The sequence below is a fragment of the Bacillus sp. CZDM1 genome (assembly GCF_055502545.1).
Map to the genome: position 1 here is coordinate 414,914 of NZ_JBUESO010000002.1, position 24,909 is coordinate 439,822.

The 24,909-nt window shown below is 38.7% G+C and carries 24 protein-coding genes, 1 pseudogene and 1 other annotated feature; of the genes and pseudogenes, 10 read left to right on the plus strand and 15 right to left on the minus strand.

Annotation, left to right across the window (positions count from 1 at the left end; all coding sequences use genetic code 11):
• The first annotated feature begins 100 nt into the window (after nucleotides 1–100).
• Entirely contained in the window at nucleotides 101–493 is a 393-nt protein-coding gene (locus tag ACY3XC_RS06495) for a thiol-disulfide oxidoreductase DCC family protein (protein WP_464867826.1), read from the plus strand.
• Between the two features lie 154 nt (nucleotides 494–647).
• Here ACY3XC_RS06495 and ACY3XC_RS06500 read toward each other — a convergent pair whose 3' ends face one another.
• Complete coding sequence (locus ACY3XC_RS06500) at nucleotides 648–1,058, minus strand: VOC family protein (protein WP_179159730.1); 411 nt, start codon at nucleotides 1,056–1,058, stop codon at nucleotides 648–650.
• 480 nt (nucleotides 1,059–1,538) lie between these two features.
• Between ACY3XC_RS06500 and treP the strand changes: the two genes are divergently transcribed.
• The 3 genes from treP to treR all read left to right on the plus strand — a co-directional run bounded on the left by treP (nucleotide 1,539) and on the right by treR (nucleotide 5,439).
• Complete coding sequence (gene treP / locus ACY3XC_RS06505; protein ID WP_464867827.1) at nucleotides 1,539–2,963, plus strand: PTS system trehalose-specific EIIBC component; 1,425 nt, start codon at nucleotides 1,539–1,541, stop codon at nucleotides 2,961–2,963.
• A gap of 79 nt (nucleotides 2,964–3,042) precedes the next feature.
• Complete coding sequence (treC, locus tag ACY3XC_RS06510; protein WP_464867829.1) at nucleotides 3,043–4,710, plus strand: alpha,alpha-phosphotrehalase; 1,668 nt, start codon at nucleotides 3,043–3,045, stop codon at nucleotides 4,708–4,710.
• Nucleotides 4,711–4,722: 12 nt separating this feature from the next.
• A complete protein-coding gene (gene treR / locus ACY3XC_RS06515; RefSeq protein WP_464867830.1) occupies nucleotides 4,723–5,439 on the plus strand; it encodes a trehalose operon repressor in 717 nt (238 codons plus the stop codon).
• A gap of 29 nt (nucleotides 5,440–5,468) precedes the next feature.
• Here treR and ACY3XC_RS06520 read toward each other — a convergent pair whose 3' ends face one another.
• Nucleotides 5,469–6,065 carry a class I SAM-dependent methyltransferase gene (locus ACY3XC_RS06520; protein ID WP_464867832.1) on the minus strand — a complete coding sequence of 199 codons (597 nt, stop codon included), beginning with the start codon at nucleotides 6,063–6,065 and terminating at the stop codon, nucleotides 5,469–5,471.
• A gap of 182 nt (nucleotides 6,066–6,247) precedes the next feature.
• Between ACY3XC_RS06520 and ACY3XC_RS06525 the strand changes: the two genes are divergently transcribed.
• Together ACY3XC_RS06525 and ACY3XC_RS06530 are read left to right on the plus strand one after the other, a co-directional pair.
• Complete coding sequence (locus ACY3XC_RS06525; protein ID WP_464867834.1) at nucleotides 6,248–6,439, plus strand: aspartyl-phosphate phosphatase Spo0E family protein; 192 nt, start codon at nucleotides 6,248–6,250, stop codon at nucleotides 6,437–6,439.
• A 128-nt stretch (nucleotides 6,440–6,567) separates the two neighbouring features.
• Nucleotides 6,568–7,185 (plus strand): RraA family protein, encoded by a 618-nt coding sequence (locus ACY3XC_RS06530; RefSeq protein ID WP_464867835.1) that lies wholly within the window; start codon nucleotides 6,568–6,570, stop codon nucleotides 7,183–7,185.
• Between the two features lie 92 nt (nucleotides 7,186–7,277).
• On the opposite strand, the gene ACY3XC_RS06535 is transcribed toward ACY3XC_RS06530, so the two are convergent.
• Nucleotides 7,278–8,870: a long-chain-fatty-acid--CoA ligase gene (locus tag ACY3XC_RS06535; protein WP_464867837.1), complete on the minus strand. Its 1,593-nt coding sequence runs from the start codon at nucleotides 8,868–8,870 to the stop codon at nucleotides 7,278–7,280.
• A gap of 178 nt (nucleotides 8,871–9,048) precedes the next feature.
• On the opposite strand from ACY3XC_RS06535, the gene ACY3XC_RS06540 reads away from it, so the two are divergent.
• Both ACY3XC_RS06540 and ACY3XC_RS06545 read left to right on the plus strand, forming a co-directional pair.
• Nucleotides 9,049–9,453, plus strand: coding sequence for a hypothetical protein (locus ACY3XC_RS06540; RefSeq protein WP_464867838.1), 405 nt, complete (start codon nucleotides 9,049–9,051; stop codon nucleotides 9,451–9,453).
• Between the two features lie 157 nt (nucleotides 9,454–9,610).
• The gene (locus ACY3XC_RS06545; protein ID WP_464867839.1) at nucleotides 9,611–10,522 is read left to right on the plus strand and encodes an EamA family transporter; all 912 of its coding nucleotides are present in this window, start codon (nucleotides 9,611–9,613) and stop codon (nucleotides 10,520–10,522) included.
• Between the two features lie 43 nt (nucleotides 10,523–10,565).
• Here ACY3XC_RS06545 and ACY3XC_RS06550 read toward each other — a convergent pair whose 3' ends face one another.
• From ACY3XC_RS06550 to ACY3XC_RS06565, 4 genes are all read right to left on the minus strand, one after another.
• Nucleotides 10,566–11,834: a S8 family peptidase gene (locus tag ACY3XC_RS06550; protein WP_464867840.1), complete on the minus strand. Its 1,269-nt coding sequence runs from the start codon at nucleotides 11,832–11,834 to the stop codon at nucleotides 10,566–10,568.
• Between the two features lie 197 nt (nucleotides 11,835–12,031).
• Nucleotides 12,032–12,916 carry a glycine betaine ABC transporter substrate-binding protein gene (locus tag ACY3XC_RS06555; RefSeq protein WP_464867841.1) on the minus strand — a complete coding sequence of 295 codons (885 nt, stop codon included), beginning with the start codon at nucleotides 12,914–12,916 and terminating at the stop codon, nucleotides 12,032–12,034.
• Nucleotide 12,917: 1 nt separating this feature from the next.
• A complete protein-coding gene (locus ACY3XC_RS06560; RefSeq protein WP_179159720.1) occupies nucleotides 12,918–13,769 on the minus strand; it encodes an ABC transporter permease in 852 nt (283 codons plus the stop codon).
• Entirely contained in the window at nucleotides 13,739–15,025 is a 1,287-nt protein-coding gene (locus tag ACY3XC_RS06565) for a quaternary amine ABC transporter ATP-binding protein (protein ID WP_179159719.1), read from the minus strand. The genes ACY3XC_RS06560 and ACY3XC_RS06565 overlap by 31 nt, the downstream gene beginning before the upstream one ends.
• 272 nt (nucleotides 15,026–15,297) lie before the next feature.
• Here ACY3XC_RS06565 and ACY3XC_RS06570 point away from each other — a divergent pair, with 272 nt between their 5' ends.
• Nucleotides 15,298–15,840, plus strand: a complete 543-nt coding sequence (locus ACY3XC_RS06570; RefSeq protein WP_179159718.1) for a GbsR/MarR family transcriptional regulator — start codon at nucleotides 15,298–15,300, stop codon at nucleotides 15,838–15,840.
• Between the two features lie 26 nt (nucleotides 15,841–15,866).
• Here the strand turns inward: ACY3XC_RS06570 and ACY3XC_RS06575 are convergent, their stop codons facing one another.
• Both ACY3XC_RS06575 and ACY3XC_RS06580 read right to left on the minus strand, forming a co-directional pair.
• On the minus strand, nucleotides 15,867–16,097 hold the full coding sequence (locus ACY3XC_RS06575; protein WP_464867843.1) for a hypothetical protein: 231 nt from the start codon (nucleotides 16,095–16,097) through the stop codon (nucleotides 15,867–15,869).
• Nucleotides 16,098–16,183: 86 nt separating this feature from the next.
• Nucleotides 16,184–16,645 carry a flavin reductase family protein gene (locus ACY3XC_RS06580; RefSeq protein WP_464867845.1) on the minus strand — a complete coding sequence of 154 codons (462 nt, stop codon included), beginning with the start codon at nucleotides 16,643–16,645 and terminating at the stop codon, nucleotides 16,184–16,186.
• 210 nt (nucleotides 16,646–16,855) lie between these two features.
• Here ACY3XC_RS06580 and yyaC point away from each other — a divergent pair, with 210 nt between their 5' ends.
• Complete coding sequence (gene yyaC, locus ACY3XC_RS06585) at nucleotides 16,856–17,458, plus strand: spore protease YyaC (protein WP_464867846.1); 603 nt, start codon at nucleotides 16,856–16,858, stop codon at nucleotides 17,456–17,458.
• A 40-nt stretch (nucleotides 17,459–17,498) separates the two neighbouring features.
• Here yyaC and ACY3XC_RS06590 read toward each other — a convergent pair whose 3' ends face one another.
• The 6 genes and pseudogenes from ACY3XC_RS06590 to crcB (ACY3XC_RS06615) form a co-directional block, all read right to left on the minus strand.
• Nucleotides 17,499–19,088: an amidohydrolase gene (locus tag ACY3XC_RS06590; RefSeq protein WP_464867847.1), complete on the minus strand. Its 1,590-nt coding sequence runs from the start codon at nucleotides 19,086–19,088 to the stop codon at nucleotides 17,499–17,501.
• A gap of 148 nt (nucleotides 19,089–19,236) precedes the next feature.
• Nucleotides 19,237–20,508, minus strand: coding sequence for a threonine ammonia-lyase IlvA (gene ilvA, locus ACY3XC_RS06595; protein ID WP_464867848.1), 1,272 nt, complete (start codon nucleotides 20,506–20,508; stop codon nucleotides 19,237–19,239).
• 92 nt (nucleotides 20,509–20,600) lie between these two features.
• Nucleotides 20,601–20,852, minus strand: a binding site (T-box leader).
• 425 nt (nucleotides 20,853–21,277) lie between these two features.
• Nucleotides 21,278–22,615, minus strand: a complete 1,338-nt coding sequence (locus ACY3XC_RS06600) for an MDR family MFS transporter (protein WP_464867849.1) — start codon at nucleotides 22,613–22,615, stop codon at nucleotides 21,278–21,280.
• A gap of 195 nt (nucleotides 22,616–22,810) precedes the next feature.
• Nucleotides 22,811–23,938: pseudogene (locus tag ACY3XC_RS06605) on the minus strand (NADH-dependent flavin oxidoreductase).
• 119 nt (nucleotides 23,939–24,057) lie between these two features.
• A complete protein-coding gene (crcB, locus tag ACY3XC_RS06610) occupies nucleotides 24,058–24,414 on the minus strand; it encodes a fluoride efflux transporter CrcB (protein WP_464867850.1) in 357 nt (118 codons plus the stop codon).
• Nucleotides 24,411–24,797: a fluoride efflux transporter CrcB gene (crcB, locus tag ACY3XC_RS06615; RefSeq protein WP_464867851.1), complete on the minus strand. Its 387-nt coding sequence runs from the start codon at nucleotides 24,795–24,797 to the stop codon at nucleotides 24,411–24,413. The genes crcB (ACY3XC_RS06610) and crcB (ACY3XC_RS06615) overlap by 4 nt, the downstream gene beginning before the upstream one ends.
• Between the last annotated feature and the right edge of the window lie 112 nt (nucleotides 24,798–24,909).

Genomic DNA, 24,909 nt, shown 5'->3' on the forward strand with positions numbered 1-24,909 from the left:
GCCTATTTCTCATTTGAAATGGGTCTTCATTTTTGAAATTGTTTTAGGATTTTTTATATAATGTAATAAAGGAATCTGTCAAAAAGGAAATGGGTGACATATGGAAAGTATCGTATTATTTGACGGGGTATGTAACCTTTGTAATAGCGGTGTACAATTCATTATCAAAAGGGATTCAAATTTTCATTTTAAGTTCGCTTCTCTCCAAAGTGAAACCGGACAGATGCTTTTAAATAAATACGGGATTAGTAATAAAATTGACAGTATGATCGTCATTGAAAATGAAAAAGTTTATATAAAATCGAGTGCAGCATTACGCATTTCTAAATACCTGGATGGTAACTGGAAATACCTAACAATCTTTAAAGTCCTCCCTCCCTTTTTTAGAGATTTCCTATATGACATTTTGGCGAAAAATCGTTACAAATGGTTTGGGAAAATGGATACCTGTATGCTGCCTGCCTTGGAAATGAAAAAAAGGTTTTTAGATTAAAAAAAATTTATAAATAGGGACATGTTCACTACATGCCTGTACTAAGAGGTACATATATTATATTAACCCATGATACAATACCTCCTTTAGAAAGTGGCCCCACCACTTTCTTTTTTTTTTGCAAACAAAAAAGCACTTCGAAAAGTGCTTGTAATTAAGACTTTTGATAATTCAATTCCCAAATAACCCCAAACTGATCCTGAACACTTGCATATTTTGCACCCCAAAACGTATCCTCCAGCTCCATAAGTGCCTTTCCGCCTTTCCTCAGAGCGTCATACAGACTTTGAATCTCCTCTTCACTTTCAGGCTCAAGCGTTAGTGAAACGTTGGTCCCCACAACAACCGACTTACCTGGGAAGGTATCTGAAAACATAAGTGAGATGTCACCTTTGCTTAGCTTTGCATGCATAACACGATTAGCCGCTTCTGGCGGTGTGGGATAATCAGCTTCACCGAATGTTTGGATACCAATTATTTCAGCCCCTAATACTTCTTTATAAAACTCCAAAGCTTGTTTCGCATTCCCATCAAAAGATAAATATGGCGTAATTTGTCCCTTCACATTAAACACACTCCTAAAAATTTTAATAAGCAACAATATATTAGTTTTTCACCAAATAGAGTTTTTATTCAAAATTCAAAAAAAATACCTTTGAACAGTTGTCAAAGGCAAAAGATGAGCTTAGTGGTCAAGGCTAAGCCCCAGTTTTAGGAGGTCTAAACTCAGAAGAATTTAAACAAGTACATCATAGCATTTTTTGAAAATTCTTTCAACAGTTTAAAGCGTTAAAGTTTAAAAGTTATGAACTTGTAATAAAACCTCCTATAATAAGTAAATCATAACTTACCATTTTTATTAATTGTAAAATTATTTTATTGACAGTCTTGTATATACAAGTTAATATGAAAACGTAATCAAAAAACTTGTATATACATGTTATGAATTAGGTTGCAATCGTACACATCAACCTGTAAATACAAGGAAATAATAAACTATATAAAGAAATTGGAGACTGCAAGTCTCTTACAGGGGGAAAAAGTAATGACGAAGTTCACAGAGTCAGCGAAAGAACTGCTCGAACACGTTGGGGGTAAGGAAAACATTGCAGCCGTTACCCATTGTGTAACCAGAATGCGCTTTGTATTAAATGATCCAAGCAAAGCAGATGTAACGAAAATTGAAGCTATTAAACCCGTAAAAGGTACTTTTACCCAAGCAGGACAATTCCAGGTAATCATTGGCAATGATGTTTCTACCTTCTATAATGATTTTGTTAAAGTAGCTGGGGTAAGTGAAACAACAAAAGATGAAGCAAAAGTTGCAGCAAAGCAAAATATGAATTGGCTGCAGAGAATGATTGCTCATCTAGCAGACATTTTCACACCATTAATTCCTGCCCTTGTTGTGGGTGGTTTAATACTAGGATTTAGAAATGTTATTGGTGATATTAAATTACTTGAAGATGGGACAAAATCCATTGTTGAAGTTTCACAATTCTGGGCTGGTGTCCATGCTTTTTTATGGCTGATTGGCGAAGCGGTATTCCACTTCCTTCCGGTCGGAATCACATGGTCCATTGCAAGAAAAATGGGTGCTACGCCTATCCTGGGTATCGTCCTTGGTATTACCTTAGTTTCTCCTCAATTGCTTAATGCCTATGGCGTTGCTGGTGCAGAAACTATTCCAACTTGGAATTTTGGCTTTGCCGAAATCGAAATGATTGGATATCAAGCGCAAGTAATCCCTGCTATTTTGGCCGGATTTGTACTTTCATTCCTAGAATTAAGACTTAGAAAAATGGTTCCAAATTCAATCTCAATGATTGTGGTTCCATTCTTAGCATTAATACCAACTGTATTGATCGCACATATCGTTTTAGGTCCTATCGGTTGGACAATCGGTTCATGGATTTCTGATGTAGTGTATTCAAGCTTAACTTCTGCATTTGGCTGGTTATTTGCTGCTATCTTTGGTTTTGCTTATGCACCTCTTGTAATCACTGGCTTACACCATATGACAAATGCGATTGATCTTCAATTAATGTCGGAGCTCGGCGGAACGAATTTATGGCCAATGATTGCATTATCAAATATCGCACAAGGTTCTGCTGTACTTGCCATGATCTATATCAATCGTAAGAATGAAGAAGAAAAACAAGTATCGATTCCAGCTGCTATTTCTTGTTACCTAGGAGTAACAGAACCAGCAATGTTCGGTATTAACTTAAAATACGGCTTCCCTTTCCTTGCGGCTATGATCGGTTCTCTAGCAGCGGCAGTTATTTCTGTAGGTAGTGACGTAATGGCTAACTCTATTGGTGTTGGCGGACTTCCTGGGTTCCTTTCTATTCAGCCGCAGCATATGATGATGTTTGCAATTGCTATGTTGGTTGCGATTGTACTTCCGTTCATTTTAACGGTAATCTTTGCAAAAACTGGTATGAACAAATTTTCTTTTAAAAAGTAATACTCCAATTTTTTAGGAGGGAGACCATCTCCCTCCTTTTCCATATTAGCGTCTCAAAAAATATAGGCAGGTGTGTATCATGTCAACATCATGGTGGAAAAAAGCAGTAGTATATCAAATTTATCCAAAAAGCTTTAATGATACATCCGGTAATGGTACCGGTGATATCCAAGGAATCATTGAAAAGCTCGACTACTTAAAGGAGCTAGGTGTAGATGTTCTTTGGCTTACTCCTATTTATAAATCCCCCCAGCGAGATAATGGATATGATATAAGCGACTATTACAACATCCAAGAAGAATATGGTACGATGGCTGACTTTGACCAACTTCTTGCAGAAGCACACAAGTGCGGAATCAAAATCATTATGGATATTGTCATCAACCATACATCCACTGAACATGAGTGGTTTCAACAAGCAAAATCCTCAAAAGACAATCCATACCGCGATTTTTATATATGGAAGGATGGTAAAGACGGCCTCCCTCCTACTAACTGGGAATCAAAATTTGGCGGATCAGCCTGGCAATGGGATGAAACAACAGGACAGTACTACCTCCATTTATTTGATGTGACCCAGGCGGATTTAAACTGGGAAAATCCAAAAGTCCGTGAAGCATTATATGAAATGATGCACTTTTGGCTGAAAAAAGGTGTCGATGGATTCAGGTTGGATGTGATTAATTTAATATCAAAGGACCAACAATTCCCTCAAGATGACAGTGACGGACGTAAATTTTATACCGACGGACCCAGAATTCATGAGTTCCTTCATGAGATGAACGAAAAAGTATTTTCAAAATATGACATCATGACAGTTGGCGAAATGTCATCTACGTCCATCGATAATTGCATTCGGTACACAAATCCAAGTGAAGAAGAACTCGATATGACGTTTAGCTTCCATCATTTAAAAGTGGATTATCCAAATGGAGACAAATGGACGAAGGCGGATTTTGATTTCCAAGCATTGAAAAACATTCTGTCAGATTGGCAGATTGAAATGATTAGAGGCGGCGGCTGGAATGCCCTCTTCTGGTGCAACCATGATCAGCCCCGTGCGGTCTCAAGGTTTGGGGATGTTCAACAGTACCATAAAGAATCAGCAAAAATGATTGCGACGACTCTCCATATGATGCAAGGAACTCCTTATATCTACCAAGGGGAAGAATTCGGGATGACCAATCCGAAGTTCGACAAGATTGAGGATTACCGTGATGTCGAGTCACTTAATATCTTTGAAATTAAGAAAAATGAGGGAGTGGCGGAAAACGAAATTATCGAGATTTTAAAGCAAAAATCACGGGATAATTCTCGTACACCTGTCCAATGGAATAATCGTGAACATGCTGGTTTTACTACTGGCACCCCGTGGATTCCAACTGCGGCAAATTATAAAGAAATTAATGCTAAAACAGCGATAATGGATTCAACTTCCATTTTTTATCACTATCAAGAACTCATTCGATTACGAAAAGTGTATGATGTCATCACGAATGGCGATTACGAAATGATTTCTGAAGACCATAAATCCATTTTTGCTTTTGTTCGAGAAACCGAAAATGAGATGCTGTTGGTTATAAATAATTTTTATGGAAAAGACACAACTTATGCGCTTCAAGGAAAGTTAGACATTGATGGTTTGTCAAACTGTGTGTTACTCTCAAATTATGAGGACTCAGCACCACTTAGGAAGGAAATACAGTTACGACCTTACGAGTCCATTGTTTATCATTTGAAAAAATAATGGGAGATTTTTATGACAAATAAGTATCAAATTATCTTTAATACGATTGTGGATCAAATTAAAAGCGGGGCAATCCCGCCGAACTCCCTTCTCCCCTCTGAAAATGAATTGAAGGAACAGTACGATACATCTAGAGAAACGATTAGAAAAGCGTTAAACCTGCTTGCACAAAATGGCTATATCCAAAAAGTCAGGGGCAAAGGGTCGATTGTCATTGATATTAATAAGTTTGATTTTCCGGTATCAGGCTTGGTTAGCTTTAAGGAACTTGCAGACAAAATGGAAAAAAAGCCACGAACGATTGTCAATGAATTATCGTTAATTATCAAGCCTGATGCCTATCTTAAGCAGCAACTTCAGCTTTCCGGTAAAGATCAAGTGTGGAAGGTTGTTCGAACGCGGGAAATTGGCGGCAAGAAAATCATTCTTGATAAAGATTATCTAGCAGCTAAATTTGTTCCTTCTATTACAGAGGAAATTTGTGCGGACTCAATTTATGCCTTTCTGGAGAATGAATTAAACTTGAAGATTAGTTTTGCAAAAAAGGAAATTGTCGTCGAGGAACCAACTGCAGAAGATCGTTCATTTTTAGACTTAGAAGGCTTTCACAATATCGTTGTGATTAAAAACTATGTTTATTTAGAGGATGCCTCCCTTTTTCAATATACAGAATCAAGGCATCGACCTGACAAATTTCGTTTTGTTGATTTTGCACGTAGATCACAGTAAAAAACCTCAAAGCAATTTGAGGTTTTTCATTATTGTCTATTTCTTAATGTAGCCACAACAAAGAGATCTTTATAAAAATGTTCAACTCTCTCTATTTCCAATCCCTGATTCGTAAATGCCTTTAATGTCTCCCTATTCAAACAGCAGCCATCACAGACTTTTTTCCAAAATGGTGTTAAGCTTTCCTGCATTTTGCTAAGCACAGGGTTTTCCATTTTTACGTGTTCGAACAGGAGGATTTTCCCATCTGGTTTACATACTCTTTTTACCTCATTAATGGCCATTTCAACATTTGGAATTGTACAAAATACCAATGTTGCCACAACGGTATCAAATGTACAATCTTCAAAGGGCAGATTCTCCGCGCTTGCATGAACGATTTCTATAGGAACTACAGCCGATTTCTGTTTTGATAAGGACTGGTCAATCATAGGCTGACTTGGTTCGATGGCAATAACTGTATCAACATTGTCATACAATGGAAAATTAATTCCTGTCCCCGAACCAAGTTCAAGCACCTTCCCACTCGCACCTTTTAGTAACTCACTCCGAATCCTCTTAAACTTTCTCTGTTCCAAGGGACTCATAAAGATATCATACCATTTTGCAAATTTACTACTCATCATTTCCAACTCCAAAAGTAAAATCCTATCTGCCTAAATCTTGTTTTAATGTAGATAAATATCCTATGATATGTGAGAAGTTTCACTGTTAAATTAGTCCTTTTTTCTTATACTATTGATATATTGTATATATTTAACATCATTACAATTATATGTGTATAAATATTAAATATGGAAGTGATAAAATGATGCCTATAAAACTATGCCCTTACGAACTAAGTGATCAAATTGAAATACTTAGAGAAGAAATGGTCATGATAGGTCTAAATGAAGGATTATGCAGTCAAAAAACAATTGAGGCCAGCCAAAAGCTTGATCAATATTTAGCCATTTACATCTCAATTGATTTTCATCTGAATGAATTGAATGGCATTTAATGTGCAGTTTATTTCAAATCGATTGAAAGGTCAAGTGATATGCTTATATCCCCATGCCTGAAGTCAGGGGAATTATGCACAATGTGATAATAAATACACATAGACTATAAGTGGGAGGAGAAATGATAATGGAAAATATTATTAAGGAATTTCTTAGTGTTCCAACCACTTGTATATCAGATGCCATGGATGGGTTGACTAATTTTCATCCCGCTATTAAACCACTTAAAGAAGAGTACAAGGCTGCCGGTAGAGCTTTCACAGTAAAGATTCCTGTTGGTGAAAATCTCGCGGTTCTAGAAGCTATTTCAAAGGCAAAACCTGGTGATATTTTAGTTGTGGATGCCAAGGGAGACCAGTACAGAGCAATCGCTGGAGATTTTGTTGTGGGCATGGCACAGACATTGGGAATTGGCGGTTTAGTAGTGGATGGTGTAATCCGTGATATTGCAGGAGTTAAAGCTCTAAATTTCCCTGTCTTCTCTAGGGGCACGACAGTTGCTGCAAGTTATAAAGCGGGTATCGGTGAAATGAATGTGCCGATTTCATGTGGTGGTGTCTCTGTAAACCCCGGTGACATCATTGTAGGAGATGCAGATGGAGTGGTTGTGATTCCTCAAGCAAGAGAACAAGAGATTTTGCTTAAATCCTTAGATAAAATGAAAAAAGATGAAACGAGAGAAAAAAGTATTTCCGGAAATCCTGAAGCAATACGGAAACACCTCGATCAATTACTATCAAAATAAAAAGGTATTGGTTCTGTTACGAACCAATACCTTTACTAGTATTCTATTTTAAGAAGCTTGATTTCTCAAGCCCCCTTCTCCTTGTTAATTTTTTAATTAACAAACCGTTCACTTTTCCCCTTCGCATTCCAATAATCATTACGGAGGTGAATCTTCTGGATTTTTCCTGAAGCTGTTTTGGGAAGCTCCTTAACAAAGGTAACTCCTGTTACTGCTTTAAAATGGGCTAATTTTTCTCTAGAGAACTTGATAATCTCCTCTTCACTGACAATCTCATTCTCTCTTAAAACGACGTATGCATGTGGTGTTTCTCCCCATTTCTCGTGTGGGATTGCGATAACCGCTGCCTCTAGAATAGCAGGATGCTCATATAGAGCCCCCTCTACTTCAATGGATGAAATGTTTTCCCCGCCGCTAATAATAATATCCTTTTTCCTATCGACAATGTCGATATGACCATATTCATCAACTGTTCCCATATCACCAGTATGCAGCCATCCGTTTCTGATTGCCTCCATCGTTGCTTCTGGATTTTTCCAATAACCTAACATGACACCATGACCTCGTGTTACAACCTCACCAATCTGCGTTCCATCTTGGGTTACTTCATCTCCATTCTCATCGACAACTCTTACATCACTGCCAATCATTGGGACTCCTGCTTTCGCCTTAATTTTAGACTTCTCCTCTGAAGGTAAGTGTGAAAGCTGAGTTCGAATGGTAGAAATTAAGCTCAATGGGCTAGACTCCGTCATCCCGTATACTTGGATAAATTCCCAGCCTAGTTCCTTTTCCACACGGGTAACAAACGCTGGCGGTGGTGCAGAACCTGCGATGACAACGCGTACATCTTGTTCAATCGTTGGTCTAGTTTTCTCGTAATATTGTAAAAGTGAATTTAACACCGTTGGCGCCATGTGCAGTACAGACACTTTAAAGGATTCAATTGCCTTAAATATGGCTTCAGGTGTGGCTCTTTTTAAACAAATATGGGCAGCACCATTGGCAGTATAATAAAAAGGTGAACCCCAGCCATTTACATGGAACATCGGAAGAACATGCAGATAAACATCTTTATCACTAACACGCAAATGGTGCATCGTGCTCAGAGCATGCAAATAATTGTTTCGGTGCGTCAGCATGACTCCTTTTGGATTTCCGGTTGTACCACTTGTATAAAGCAAGCTGCAAACATCATCTTCATCTAAATCAGCCCGCTCAATGGCTGCACCGGAATATCCTGCTAACCAGCTATCGTAATCTACCTCTGGAGTTTCCTTATTTTTATACTGAACGATGATATGTTCAACTGTGGTTAGCTTGTCCTTGATTGGGGTGATTAAATGATAGAGGTCTTGATCAACCAAAAGGATCTTTGACTCACTATGATTTAAGATAAATAAGTAATCTTCTGGAATTAACCGTATGTTTAAGGGTACCATAATCGCTCCAAGCTGAAATACCCCATAAAATCCTTCCAGCATTTCAACCGTATTCGGTGCCAAATAGGCTACACGGTCTCCTTTTTCAACACCTAAATCACGTAAACCACGTGAAAGCTGATTCACTCTTGCATTCAATTCCTTGTACGTAAATACCCGTTCATCACAATATACAGCTGTCTTTTCTCCATATTGAGCAACCGCTCGATCTAGGAAATGAGTTAGTACTAATGGCACGTTCATTCTCTTCACCCCAATTTAGTAATTTGAATTTTCCAACTAATACTATTCTATCATATTATATTTTGAAAAAAATGCCATAAATAGTAACTTTTTTAAAAATATTGTAGAGAGTTAATCGTACTAATTCCCTTTGAAGGCTAATAAATTAGAATATACGTTCGATGAGGAGGAGAGAATCTTGGTTAAACAGAATGATTCCTTCATTACAGATGAAATGTTGGTTAAATATTATGAGCTTAGCAAAAAGAAAAAGGAAATCGATTTGGAATTGAATGAATTAAAGGACACTTTTCATGATTACTTTAATAAACTTGTCGGTCCCAATAATAAGGCCGAAATCACGATAAATGGCTATAAGCTGCAGCGGCAAATGAGGAAAATTGAAAAATATAATGAAGAAGTAACGGTAAAAAGGCTAGAGGAATTACAAATGACCGATCTCGTTCAAGTGGTAAAGAAACCGGATGATGTCAAAATTAAGTCTGCACTTCAACTAGGGTTGTTAGATGAAAAGAATCTAGAGGGATGTATTGTTACCTCCTATTCCCCTGCCATTTCAGTAAAAACGTTAACGCCAAGATAAACGGGAAGGCCATGAGCCATGTATGGGTTAGTGGCCTTTCTTTTTTGAAAAATCTTAAATATTGGAGGAATTCCCTACAAATTTATCCATTCCCCCCTTTTAAACGATTGATTTTTTTGCTAAATTTATAGAATGGTTGTTTTTGGAGGGGATTTTTATGAATACACTGGGTGCTGTTATGTCGTACCCGAGGGCAAGAGGAATTGTTTTAGTGTTAATTGCGGCAACAGCGTGGGGTGTATCTGGAACAGTCGCTCAATTTCTTTTTCATCAGCAAGGTTTTAGTTCAAGCTGGCTCGTGGTCGTTCGTTTGTTATTGGCTGGAATGGGCTTGCTCTTTTATTCTCATACTGTTGGGAAACAAAATATATGGAGTATTTGGAAAAGCAAACAAGATATCTTTCAACTAGTAGCATTTGGAATCATTGGAATGCTTGGGGTACAATATACTTTCTTTGCAGCAATCGAACACGGAAATGCAGCTACTGCTACAGTATTACAATACCTTGCACCGGTTATCATCGCCTTATATTTATGCTTCCGGGCAAAGACATTACCTGTAAAACATGAAGTGATTGCGATTGTTTTAGCGCTGGGTGGAACATTTTTGCTAGTAACAAAAGGAAATATCCATACACTTGCAATTTCTGGTCCTGCCTTTGGCTGGGGAATTTTATCTGCCTTTGCGCTTGCCTTTTATACCTTATTTCCTGTCAGCCTGCTGTCCAAACGGGGTACGACTTTAACCGTTGGCTGGGGAATGATGCTTGGTGGTATTGTTATGTGCTTTATTCATCCTCCGTGGAGATTTGAAGGTCACTGGTCACTCACTTCTTTTATTGCGGTTGCTTTTGTTGTTATTGTTGGTACCTTAATCGCATTCTTGTGCTTTATGCAAAGCCTGAAATACATAAAGGCCTCTGAAGCCAGCCTTTTAGCGTGTATTGAACCACTATCGGCTGCATTCCTTGCAGTGGCTTGGCTTCATGTTCCCTTTAGTCCAATTGAATGGTTGGGGGCATTTTCTATCATTATAACAATATTTATATTGGCCGCAGTAAAACGGTAATTTGAAAAAACCATCTAAATTTCAGATGGCTTTTTTTCTATGATTATCTTACTCTCGCAAAACCAAATCCTGAAGCATAATCGTCCCCTGTTGCTGCACCGTATCCACCTTTAATATCGTATAATTTTGCTCTTCTTTGTAACTCGGAGCGAAGCTGAGTATGAGACCAAGACGAATTAGAGGACCAGATTTTTGCAGCTAACCCTGATACATGCGGGGTAGCCATTGAAGTTCCACTGATGGTATTATAGTTCCCATCGTACCAAGTTGACTCAATGGCAGCACCCGGTGCAGAAATCTCTACATCACGCTCATGGATGATAAAATCACCATCTGTTGAAGGATTTCCGCGTGAAGAGAAATTGGCTACTCGGTAAGTGCCATTTTGCTGAACATTTTCTAGAGCGGCAACGGCAACAGCATTTTTCAATGCGCCTGGATATCCAATTGTATTTGAAGCATAGCCATCATTTCCTGCAGCAGCAACCACTAGAACTCCCCTGTTATATGCATAATCAACTGCACTAGCAATCATCGTGTCTTTACTGCTGGAGCCAAGTGACATCGAAAGAACTACTTTTGAGCCTGTTCTTACGGCTTCATCTGCAACGTGACGAATCGCTCCAGAAATATCATCCGAGTATCCAGATCCACTGTCAGTTAATACCTTATATGCCCAAAGTTTAGCTTGCGGTGCCACTCCGTATACGCCTAACCCGTCTGATGCTCCATGAGCAAGTGCAGTTCCTGCTACATGTGTACCGTGTCCGTTTCGATCCGTACAAGTTCCATTTACTAGTGCTGAGGAAGATTGGGTAAAGTCTTTACATTGTTCACCACTTCCAACTAAATCATAATGATTAATATAAACGCCAGTATCTAAAACTGCTATTTTAATCCCAGCTCCCCCAGATGTACTTGTAATATTTGGATCATTGTAAATGGCTTGCATACCCCACGGTGTCCGGTCACTTGGCAGGGATGTAATAGCGGTTGTACCGATTTTATCTTTTGAAGCGTTTTCAATTCGATCCAAATGAACTTCTGGTACGTTTTCTATTGTTAAATTCTTATTTTTTAATAATGCTTGATATTGCTTCGCATTCACCGTAGTAGAATAGCCTTCAGAACCGAAATCCCATCGTACTCCCGTACTTTCTTTTGCTTTTTCCTTATCAGAGCTTGGTCCTTTAATAATGACCCGGTAAGTTTCCTTTGAGTCTGTTACCTCACCATACGCAGCTGAGGCAAACAGTGAAACTCCCATTGTAAGTGCTAGTAATGCAGAGGCAATCCTTTTTTTCTTTCTCATCTTATTTCCCCTCTCAATTTTTCTATGTACAGCTTTTTAGTGGCTGTAATATTGAGTTTATTTAGAAATTTCAAATTAATCAATATATCATTTATCATAGGAAGTTGGGAAATAATACGGGGTAATTACTAAATTTTTAGTGCCTATAACGAATAAAGAGACCCCCATTTTTGAGGGTCCCTTCCATTCTAAATCTTCTATTCTTTTAAATCTTCAATTGAATCAATATCCATATAAGCAGGAACCACTAGTCCTAGTTTTGTACCTTTAAGGTTTTCTCCCAAATCCTCGAACTCACCTTCGTACTTGTCATAGTAATCGGCATGTGTTGAAGGCAGCCATCCAGCCACATGAGCATCTAAGCTTCCATCTGCAACACCAGTCCACATCGGTCCCGCTTCAACCTGAGTAAGTGTTACGTCATAGCCTAAATCCGTTAACACCTTACCGATGACATTTGTACTGGCAATTTCACTATCCCAGGCAACGTAACCGAGCTTGATTTTTTCTCCAGAAACTTTCTTTACCCCATCTGTCCATTCAGCCACTTTGTCAGCATTTTCCTCAACCCATTTAGCTGCTGCAACTTCAGGATCTTCTCCGTTTACGATATTATTCATCACAACATTCATATCATCAGGTGTCCACGTAAACTGATCCAGAACTTGATAGGCACCTGGATGATCATCCTTTAAACCATTTCTAGCAATACTATGAATGTTTTCGTCTTTACCAAAAACCCCTTTTGGATCCTCTAAGTATTTTAAATCGAAGGAAGCAAATTTCCAATGTGGTGTCCAGCCGGTAACAATAATTGGCTCTTCTTTTTCATAAGCCTTTTTTAATGCAGCCGTCATCGCGGCACTAGATCCTTCAACAAGAGTCCAATCTTCTAGTGCATATTCCTCAACGACTTTAGCGGAAGCCTTCATTAGACCGGCACCTGGGTCAATCCCAATAATCTCATAATCTACCTTTTCCCCTACTGTTCCTGCCTCGTTACTTGTTTTATCTGATCCACAAGCTGCAAGACCTACTGTTAATAAAGCTGCCGATAACGTAACCATCCATTTTTTATTCATTTTAAACAGTTCCCCCTTGTTTTTTACTTTTTCCGATATTTTGAGTAATTCGGTCGAGAATGATCGCAATCACGACTATGGATAGCCCTGCCTCAAACCCTTTACCAATCTGAATTTGTGTGACGGCACGGTAAACATCTGCACCAAGACCTGGTGCCCCGACCATGGAAGCGATAACCACCATTGATAAGGCGAGCATAATACTTTGATTGATCCCCGCCATAATTGTTGGCATTGCCAGTGGCAATTGAACCTTTAGTAATCTTTGAGCGGTGGTTGAACCAAATGCTTCTGTTGCTTCAATAATATCCGCCGGTACTTGTTGAATACCCAAGATAGTTAAACGGATCGTCGGCGGCATAGCAAAAATGACGGATGCCACTACTCCTGGAACCACACCGATATTAAAAAAGAAAATAGCAGGAATTAAGTAGACAAAAGCAGGCATCGTTTGCATAAAGTCAAGAACAGGCACCACAACGTTCTTTACCATTTGTTTTTGTGAAGCCCATATACCCATAGGAATCCCTAATAAAATCGAGATAAAAACAGCGGTTAACACAAGTGCAAGTGTTTCAAGCATTGGCTCCCAGTATCCAAGGTTATCTACTAGAAATAAACCAATTAATGTAAAGAGACCAATCCCCTTATTCGACACCTTCCAAGCAAGGAGCGTTAATAAAATGATAAATACATAGGATGGTATAAAACCAAATCCTGCCACCATCCCTTCTACTACCGACTCTAAAATGGTGGTGACCCCATCAAAAGCTACTTCTAAGTTTGTCGTCAGCCAATTAACAAAATCATCTACCCAAACAGCTATTGGGAGTTTCGGGAGCCATTGTTCCATGTTATTTTCACCTCCTTGACTGATTGACCTGCCGCTGCCTCAGACTTTGCGGTATTTATTTGGTTATTGTCCTGACTATTACCCGCCAGGGCGCCGATGACTGCTCCTCTGACAAGAATCCCTTTTAGCCTATTGTTTTCATCTACCACCGCAACGGGTATCGTGGCTACTGAGACCTTTTCAAATAAATCGGTTAGTAACGTATCTGGTGAAACAGTCGTTACATCCTCTTTTAAAATATTTGTTAAGTCTTGTCGAAAATCGATTGCCTTGTTTGCTTGTGAGGCCGTTACCGCCCCAAGTAAGGTTTTCTTCTTATCAACGACATAAATACTCGAAATTCCTAGGTCTTTCATGATTTGAAGCGCAACTCGCGGACCTTTTTCAATCGAAACTGTTTCCGCTCGTTTCATGACATGACCAGCAGTTAAGACTTTAGATAAGTCAACATCTTCTACGAATCTCTCAACATAGTCGTTTGAAGGGTTCATTAAAATCTCTTCAGGCGTTCCAATTTGAACAATTACACCATCCTTCATTAAGGCAATGCGGTCACCAATTCTTAGTGCCTCATCTAGATCATGCGTGATGAATACAATCGTTTTCTTCATTGTTGACTGAAGGTCAAGAAGTTCATCCTGCATATCTTTTCGAATTAATGGATCTAATGCACTAAAAGCCTCGTCCATTAATAAAATGTCCGAATCATTTGCTAATGCTCTTGCTAATCCAACCCTTTGCTGCATGCCGCCGCTTAATTGTTGAGGATATTGATGTTCATACCCTTCAAGCCCAACCAGCTTTAATGCATTCATCGCTTGCTGTGAGCGCGTTTCTTTCTGAATCCCCTGGACCTCCAAGCCATACTCCACGTTCTCAAGGATGGTTCGATGAGGAAGAAGTGCAAACTTTTGAAATACCATACTAATTTTCTTGCGGCGAACCTCTCTTAATTGTTCTTTGTTCATTTTTACAATATCCTCACCGTCAATATACACTTCCCCAATTGATGGATCGATGAGTCGATTTAGCATCCGGACGAGCGTTGACTTACCACTTCCAGATAAGCCCATAATGACAAAGATTTCACCAGCTTCCACCTCAAAGCTTGCTTTACTAACCCCAACCGTTGCTCCGGTTTTCTTTAGAATAGTCGCTTTCGATTCACCTTCATTTAAAAGTTGAATGGCTTTTTTGGACTTTCCAAATACTTTTGTGACATTTTGAACCCTTATTTTTATTGGATTATTAGTCATTTGTTCACCCCTATCTATCTATGTTGCTAGTTAACACCACTTTCTGGTCTTACCTACCTATTATAGTGCCAATTTCACATTAAGGGCAAAGTTGGTAATTTGCCATATTCGCTCGTAAAGTACGTACAGAAAAAACTGTACGTACTGCACATATAAAATCCTTAATATTCCTCTAAAATGCTTCCATATCCTCCCTATGTGGATTCTTTACTTTTTATTGAAACATGATAGTCTAATAAAAGGACACGTATAAAGATTGGTGTGATGACAGGATGAACGGTGAAAAAGAGCTAGAACTCGCGCGTGAACGGGTAATTGATGCGATTTCTAAAAATATGAATTTATATGGAGTTACCGAATCAATTGGCCGATTATATGGGGCATTGTACTTTCAGGAAGGTCCGTTGACACTTGATGAAATGAAGGAAGAGCTTGGAATGAGTAAGACGAGTATGAGTACCTCTGTCCGAAGCTTATTGGAGTTAAAGATGGTGGGAAAGGTTTGGAAAAAAGGGATCAGGAAAGACCTCTATCAGGCGGAGCCAGATTGGTATCAAACCTTCATCGATTTCTTTACCATAAAGTGGCGCGCAGGGATATCCCTAAATATAAGCGCTATGCAGAAATCTCTAAGTGAAATTCAATCCCTGCTTGATGATGAACGTGTGGACACAAATGTAAAAGACCAAGCAAACATAGATTTTGATAAACTAACCTCTGCAATAGAATATTATGAATGGCTCAACCGATTAGTGGATAGTTTTGAATCCAAAGAGATTTTTGAATTTATTCCCAAAAAAACGGAGAAATCATAAGATTCCTCCGTTTTTTTTACATCGTTTTATGAAGTGAAAGATTGAACTAAGATGGCTAAAACAAATACAGATAGAAAAATGCTTATATATCCACGGCGTTTTCGTCCTTGTTTCAGTTCGTCTAATCCGCCGACCAAAATAAAGGCACTTAACCCCAGCATCATGAAAGGCTGTGCCACGAAGTTTTTTGTCAGTAATCCGAATCCAGCTAATAATAAAACAACAATTCCTAATGTAATTCGTAACTTTTTAAACAAGGTCAATCCCTCCTGTTCCTATTGTACAATATTGTACTAGAACCACAATAAGAAAAAGCTGCCATGGACAGCTTTCTCAAAGTAAGTTATGCCTCTAATTTGCGGTATTGGCCTCCGAAATATAATAACGGGTCCCCTTCGTTCACCTTAAGATCAGTAACCTCACCGATAAATAAAATGTGGTCCCCTGCCTCAACTTCGTTGTAAAGGCTGCAAGTCAGGTTTGCAAGTGCCCCTTCGATAACAGGTAATTCGCCGAATTGTTCAAAATTATAAGGAGTTTCCTCTTTGATTTGCCCGGCAAACCGCATGGATTCTGTTTGTTGATCAGCAGATAAAAAGCTTACACCAAATTTTTTGGATTGTTGGATAAGAGGTAACATTCTTGCTCTTTTATCAATTGATACAAGGATTAGTTTAGGACTTAACGAGACAGATACGAAAGCATTCGCTGTCATTCCATGTGCCTCACCATCAACTTCAGTTGAAACAACGGTTATCCCCGTCGCAAATTTCCCCATTGCATTTCGAAAAAAACGATCATCCATTTCTCTACACCCCTACTCTCTCTTACAAATCTCTGATTGCTCATCTAGTAAGCTAGTAACTTATAAACGAACATTCTTTCTTAATCTTATTATCTTTGGTAACTAGTGTCTAATATATTGACTGCATTTCTGTTTTTTAATAATTATAGAAGGAAAATCAGATAGGAATGAAGAATTTGAAGATATAAACGATGGTGAGGTGTTCAAAATATGGGTAGCAGCTCTGTTAGTATCAGTTTACGTTCTCCACACAATATAGTTATTCCGTATAATCATAGATTAGCACCTCTTTTCATCAGGCAGGCACTTTATTCCCTTATTCCAGAGGGAACACAGCATATTTATGTAATGGGGATTGGCTCTAGCCGAATTAGTGGTGACAGCCTTGGCCCTTTTGTAGGAACTCTGCTAAAGAACAGTTATCCTGAACACTTAACTGTTTTGGGAAACCTTCAGTCTCCATTAGATGCGACAAGAATCGTTCCTGATGTAACCACCTTCCCATTTCGAAAAAATAGTTTTGTTCTTGCCGTTGATAGTGTATTTGGCAGTGAAGAAATGGTGAACTCAATTGTGGTCAATGAAGGACCCATAGTTCCTGGCATTGGTCTTGGAAATAATCTTCCTCCCATCGGAAATTGCAGTATAACAGGCGTCGTCCTTGAGAATGATCCTGCTTTAAAAAATTCGCTCCTCTGTACAGACCTAAATCTTATTTATACAATGGCTACTTCAATTGCAAAAGGAATATCACTTACGATTAGGCAATATTTCAAATATCCTGCAGACCAACCGATTCTCACTTTTAGGTGACAATAAGTAAAAGAGCATCTACATCGATGCTCTTTCCTTTTTATGCTTGAATTTCCCCATCGATAATGGTCATTTCAATCTTCGTATCTAAAAGTTCATCAGGATTCTCCAATGTAAAGAGATTCTTAGAATACACCGTCATATCCGCTAACTTTCCTTTTGAAAGGGTACCTTTTTTTGCTTCTTCATTTGTTGCATAGGCTCCACCGATTGTGAATAACTTTACGGCTTCAAGCATCGAAACTTTCTGATCTTCATTCCATATGTCAGGCTTCCCAGGTGTTGTCCGAGTAACCGCAGCATGAATACCAAGCAATGGATCAACAGGCTCAACGGGTGCATCAGAGCCGCCCGCACAAATAACCCCTTTTGATAGCAGGGATTTCCATGCGTATAAATAAGCTTCTCGCTCCCTCCCTATCCGGTCGATTATCCATGGATAATCCCCCACAACAAATCGCGGCTGAATATCTGCAACGATACTTGGATCCGCTAATCGTGCGATTAAATCTTCCCTGACTAACGAAGTATGGATAATCCGATCACGATAGTTCACCTTTGGAAATTGATCCAGGATATCGAGAACATCTTCCAACGCCTTATCACCAATCGTATGAACAGCAATTGGCATGGATTGCTCCCTTGCATCTTTAACAATGTTAAAAAGAACTTCCTGCGTTTGCATGGCTTCTCCAAATTGACTTGGATCATCATGATAAGGCTCCGAAAGCAAAGCTGTTCTTCGTCCAAATGCTCCATCTGCAAATATTTTAATGGCACCAATTTGCAATTTCTCATTCCCGTATCCAGCAAACATTCCTTTTTCCTTTAATGCAGGCAGGTAAGGATAATCAACTAAAAGATTGCAGCGGAGCCCTTTTTGTTCCTGATTAATTAATTCATCATACATACGATAGGTTTGCTCAAGTCCGCCTAAGTAGGCAGGATCATTGGTATGTACGCTGGTTAAGCCTTTTTTGATAGCAAATTTCATCGCATGACCCAAACCATTTTTTAATTCATCATACGTTTTGTCTGGGATATGTTTGGTTACGATCTGTGAAGCAGATTCCAAAAGCATTCCTGTAGGCTTTTTTGTATGTGGATCCAATACAACACTGCCGCCCTTCGGTACTTCAATCAAAGGATGATACTGACTCATTTCCAGTGCTTTACTATTTACTAAAAATGCATGGTGGCAAATTCTTTTTAGGTAAATAGGACAATGTGGTGCCACATAATCTAGTTCTTCAATAGTAGGAATAGATCCTTCTGTAAATAGATTCTCATCCCAGCCCATACCAATTAACCATTTTCCAGGAGGAACACTATCCGCTTTTTGCTTTATTTTATCGAGCATTTCCGATTTCGATGTAACCCCTGTTAAATCTAAGTCCAAAAAATTAAATGCCACACCTGACATGTGTAAGTGGCTGTCTATCAGTCCAGGGGTAACCATTTTCCCCTGGAGATCGACTACTCTTGCTCCAGCTCTTCCCCATTGTAAGCTCATCTCGTGATGTGAACCTAAATCTATAATCCTGCCATTCTCTGCCACAACCGACTCAACCACAGGTTGATTGGTGTCCAGCGTATAAATTAACCCATTTGTGTATATTGTCTTCGACACATAGCCCCCACCTTGTAATTTATTATTATCTTGAATCAATTATAAATGAAAATTCATTTAAAGTGCTATGAAATAAATAGAATTTGAGCAGCGGCTAGAAAGGTAGTAATGAAAAATAATAAAGAGCCCATTAGCGGGCTCTTTGTTTTTATACAAGCATTTGGAACAAGGTACTATCATTATTAACTTCGCGGAAGACAAATCCTTTTGCTTTAATCCGTTCCATTAATGGAACGTAATCCTCTTTGGTTTTTAGTTCAATCCCGACTAAAGCTGGTCCGGTTTCACGATTGTTCTTTTTAGTGTATTCGAAATGGCTGATATCATCATTTGGTCCCAAAACATCATCGAGAAACTCACGTAATGCACCTGGGCGTTGTGGAAATTGGACGATAAAATAATGTCGCAGTCCTTCATAGAGCTTCGAGCGCTCCTTAATTTCCTGCATACGACCGATATCATTGTTACCTCCACTGACGATGCAGACAACTGTTTTCCCTTTTATTTCGTCGGCATATTCATCTAACGCTGCAATTGACAACGCACCTGTAGGCTCAACGACGATCGCATTTTCATTATAAAGTGCTAGTAATGTCGTACAAACCTTTCCTTCAGGAACAACAACAATATCCTTCACGAACTCTTTGCAGATATTATAGGTCATTGAACCGACAGTCTTCACCGCTGCACCATCAACAAATGGGTCAATTTCTTTCAATGAAGTTACTTCACCTTTTGAAATCGACTCCTTCATTCCTGCGGCTCCCTGCGGCTCGACACCAATTAATGTTGTCTCAGGTGAGAAATGCTGCATATACGTACCAACACCCGAGATAAGGCCTCCACCACCAATTGCCGCAAATAGGTAATCGATTTTTTCTGGGCATTCATTCAACAGTTCTACTGCTACGGTCCCTTGACCAGCAATAACGTCTGGATCATCGAACGGGTGGATAAACGTTCTATTTTCAACCTGACTGCATTCCATCGCTTTTTCATAAGCGTCGTCAAAGGTATCTCCAACCAAAACAATTTCTACATTTTCCTTACCCCAAAATTTCACTTGATTCACTTTTTGCTTAGGCGTGGTACTTGGCATAAAGACTTTTCCATTAATTTTTAAATGATTGCAAGAATAGGCGACACCTTGTGCGTGGTTTCCAGCACTGGCGCAGATAATCCCATTTTCTAATTCTTCCTCTGTCAGCTTCTTGATGCGATTATAAGCACCGCGGATTTTAAAGGAACGAACACTTTGCAGGTCTTCTCTCTTCAAATAAATATGACAGCCATATCGCTCTGATAATAAGTGATTATACTGTAGAGGAGTTGGCGAAATCACATCCTTAATGGTGTGGCTTGCAATAATGATATCCTCTACTTGAAAGGCTTTTTCTTTTTGGTCAACTTGTTGATTCATTTCACTTTCCTCCTCATTCTTTTTAAAAAATTTGCCATCATTTTAGAAAGGCTCTTATAGGTTTTTGTAAACAACAAAAAACCCGCCCCTTGAATAGGGACGAGTTAACTCGCGATACCACCCTACTTCCGCAGCAAAAATCACCAGGCTGCGGCTCTCGATCAACGTATTATGATTATACGTGTCCCATGTAACGGCGGATTATTCCGGTATAGCTTACTTTCAGATTTTCAGCTACACATCTCGGAGATGATTTTCAGATAAGCCCTGCCATCGACTCTCAGCAAATGTCGACTCTCTTAGGGACAAACAGCAAATCCTACTCTTCTCGTCATTGATTCTTTTTAAATTATTAATAAGATTATCACTGTAAATGGGCTTCGTCAATATTATTTGACTATTTTAATTATTTTGTTAATTTTTAAAGCGCTTACATAAAAAATATGCAGCATCACTGGAATTGGAAGTGGTATAATGGACATTTTTTCATTTAAAAAAGGCAAGCATAGGGCTATGCTCACCTTTCCTTACGACAATGCGAAACAGACAATACTTTATGAATACACTGGGCTCAGCTTGACCTGCTTCCTTAACATAAAATTCAACTTTGACTGAAGATAATTAATGAAGTAGGTTAATCTAATTCCGAAAAGCATTAAAGCTCTTAGTATGCTAAAGAGTATATTCAAAGTATATCCCTCCACATTGAAGATTAGTGTTATGTTAACACTAAGACTATTATTTATCTGTTCTAATATATTATTCAAGCTTATTTTGTCAATGCAGTCTCTCCTATAGATGATGATTTCTCCGGAATTCGAAAGCTAAGGAAAATGGTAATGAAACTCAAAATAAGGGCATATAGAAATACATTTTTCATTCCTATAATTAGGGTTGCGGCATGGTTAATAAGCAATCCCATAATTGTAACTCCAACCGAAGTTCCGATATTTCTTAAAAACATTTGCAGGGACGTAGACATCCCTTTAATATTGGTTTCTGTAAATTCTTGAGATGCTATCGTTCCTAGGGCAAACAATAATCCAAAGCAAAATCCCTGTATCGTTAATAGGAGAAATAAACCAATATAGGATAAATCTTGGATAAATAAATAGAGTGCTAAACCTGAAATGGTGGTTACAATACTGCCAATGATAAACAAAACCTTATAACCATAGCGGATAATCCATTTTCCTGCCGGAGTACTGCCAAACATCCAGCCAACGGCAATACTTAACAATATTAACCCGCTCTTATAAATACTCATTTGATTACCTTCTTGCAAATACAATGGAATGAAGTTTGATGTCCCATAGAAGGAGAGACAATACATTAACATGAAAAGATTCGTCGATAATAGCCCTTTGTTTTTAAATAAGGCAACCGGAAGAAATGGATGTTTCTCCTTCCTTTCGACAAGAACAAATAGGATGAATCCAAGTACACCGCCAATGATATACCAGAAAGGTTTGCTCAAGCTAGTTGATAATAATAAAAGCGTAATAGAAATTCCGAAAAGGAAGAAACCTTTATAATCGATATGCGCCTTTTTGTATTCTGCTTCTTCCTTATATGGCAGTAGAAAAAGGATGCTTGCAATACCGATGGGAATATTAATAAAAAAGATCCATCTCCATGTCAAAGCTTCCACAAAAAAGGATCCTAATATAGGGCCAATGATGGAAGATAATGCCCATATACCGCTAAAAACAGCCTGTATTTTCCCTCGTTTTTCAATGGTGAACAAATCCCCTACAATAATCATCGAGAGCGGGATCATTCCACCAGCACCTAAACCTTGTATACCACGATAAATAATTAGCGTGACCATAGAATTTGCGATTCCACATAGGATGGAACCAATTGTAAATAAAGCTACTGCTATCATTAATAGTCTTTTTCGACCATACATATCTGATAATTTACCGTAAAGAGGAACAGTGATGGTACTAACCAACATATAGACAACAAATATCCAAGAAAACAATTCTAGGCCGCCGAGTTGATTAACGATGGTTGGACTTGCAGTCTGCATGATATTTGTATCAAGGGCTGATATGAGAGTTGTAATAACTAGCCCTATAAAGACATATGCATTCTTATTCATTTTGCTCCTCCTGGAAGATAGTATTAATTTCTATTTTTTTACACTTATACTATAAAACAAAAGGTTAATCTTTCACATACATTTTTATCTAAAGTCCGAACCAAAATAGGATACTATCAGTTCATTCTGATGAACCTATAATGTTGAATATAAACAGTAAAAGAGTTCATCCAAATTAGGGATGAACTCTTTCTATTAATTAACTCCCGGGAACCAACCAGGTGTATGAATGATAGCTTGCCACAGTGGATCTGGGATCACTAACTGTTCCTGGTTATCTTTGTTAATCTTTGTAACAATCTCTGTCTCTTTACCTTCCGCAATCTTTTGCACCCAATCTGGATCGATAATGAGCTCCCGGCCTAAAGCAATCAGTGAAACCCCTGTTTGGATAGCTTTTAGAGCTTCATCCGGAGTATAAATAGACCCAACACCAATCACAGGCACAACGTCACCAACTCGTTCTTGAATAATTTCAATTCGCGAACGGGTATCATCCACCCCTCTCCTAGGAGTTGACCAAAAATCTTGTAAAGAAACATGAAGGTAATCTAAGTCTTTTTTTGCAAGAGCATCCAGCAGGACAAGTGTATCGGCCATTGTGATGCCTGGAGTTTCGGACTCTTCCGGTGAAAAGCGATAACCAACAATGAATGGGACCTTTGCATGCTCAGCTGCCACTCTCTATACTTCATCGACTACTGCTAACGGGAAGGTTAAGCGCTTCTCGAGACTGCCTCCCCAGCGGTCTTCTCGGCGATTGGAATGAGGAGAGAAAAACTGTTGAATTAAGTAGCCGTTTGCGCCGTGGATTTCAACACCATCATAACCTGCTTCAATCGCTCGTCGGGCAGCCTCACCAAAGTCAAGCACAATGGATTCTACTTCTTTTTCAGATAACTCTCTTGGTACAGGCTTTCCGACTCCTTCTACAGGGATACTGCTTGCACTAACTACATCACCATTAGGAATTAATTCAGGTGGTACCTGCCTTCCGCCGTGAAAAATTTGTAAAATGGCTGTAGCTCCCTGCTCTTTAATTCCAGTCGCTAGCTTTTGTAAGCTAGGAATTAATTCATCTCTGTCCCCGCCAAATTCACCATGAAATCCTTTTCCATTCGCAGTAACATATGTACATGCGGTAATGACCATTCCTACTCCGCCGGAGCGCCTTGCATAATAATTGACTTCTGCTTCTGTCACAGTTCCATCAGGATTCGATGACCAATTCGTCATTGGTGCCATTACGATTCGATTTTTTATTTTTACTCCATTTTTAAATGTAAATGACTTAAATAATGGTCCATATTTAGAATTCAACAGTTCTGTACCCCCAAATTAGATTGCCATTTTCCCCTCTCTTATTTTCAGTTAACTTTATAGAAAATAACCGTTTTTCATTTTGTCTACAACGTTCTACTCTCGCAGAGACGAAGTCCCAACTATATAATAAAACCTATCGCCGCTGTTAAGATACTTACAAATACGGATGATAAAACATATATACCTGCCAAAACTTTTTTATTTGATTGTAATAAAGTTAACGTTTCATAACCGAACGTTGAAAAAGTGGTGTAAGCTCCACAAAACCCGATCCCAACAAAAAACCATACCCCATCACTGATATCATTCGACAGATGAAGATTGGCCAATACCCCTAATAGAAAGGAACCCGTAATATTGATTACCCAAGTCCCCAGTGGGAATGGACTGAGTTTCTTTTTTCTATTTATAAAATTACCCAATAAATATCGAGCGGCTGCCCCAAAAGAACCGCCTATACCGATTAACCAAATCAATGTGTTTCCCCTTTTTCTACATTAATATAAGCCAATTTAAAGCCAAGGTAAGCAAGCAATATTCCGAAAATAATGCTTACTAAAATATAAATGACCCCATAAACAACAAGCCCATTATGAAATAACAGATTGGTCTCAACTGAAAAAGTAGAAAAAGTGGTGAATGAACCGATAAACCCCGTACCTATAAATAAAGTAAATTTGACACTAATAGGCTTCTTTATCGTTATCACAGTTAGGATCCAACTAAGTAAAAAACAACCTAAGAGATTTATTAATAAGGTTCCCAGAGGAAATCCATTAGCAGTTTGTATCCATTCCCCGATACTGTATCTAGTTATTGCTCCAAAGAATCCACCAAGCATAACGGATAATAGTTTCAATCGTTTCAGCCTTCTTTCAAATGAAGAAAATGCTTTAAACCCTCTTTAACAGCCCAAGCTTGATGTTGGTGGTAAAGCAGTTCCTCCACGCTACTCACTGGTACCTATGTCA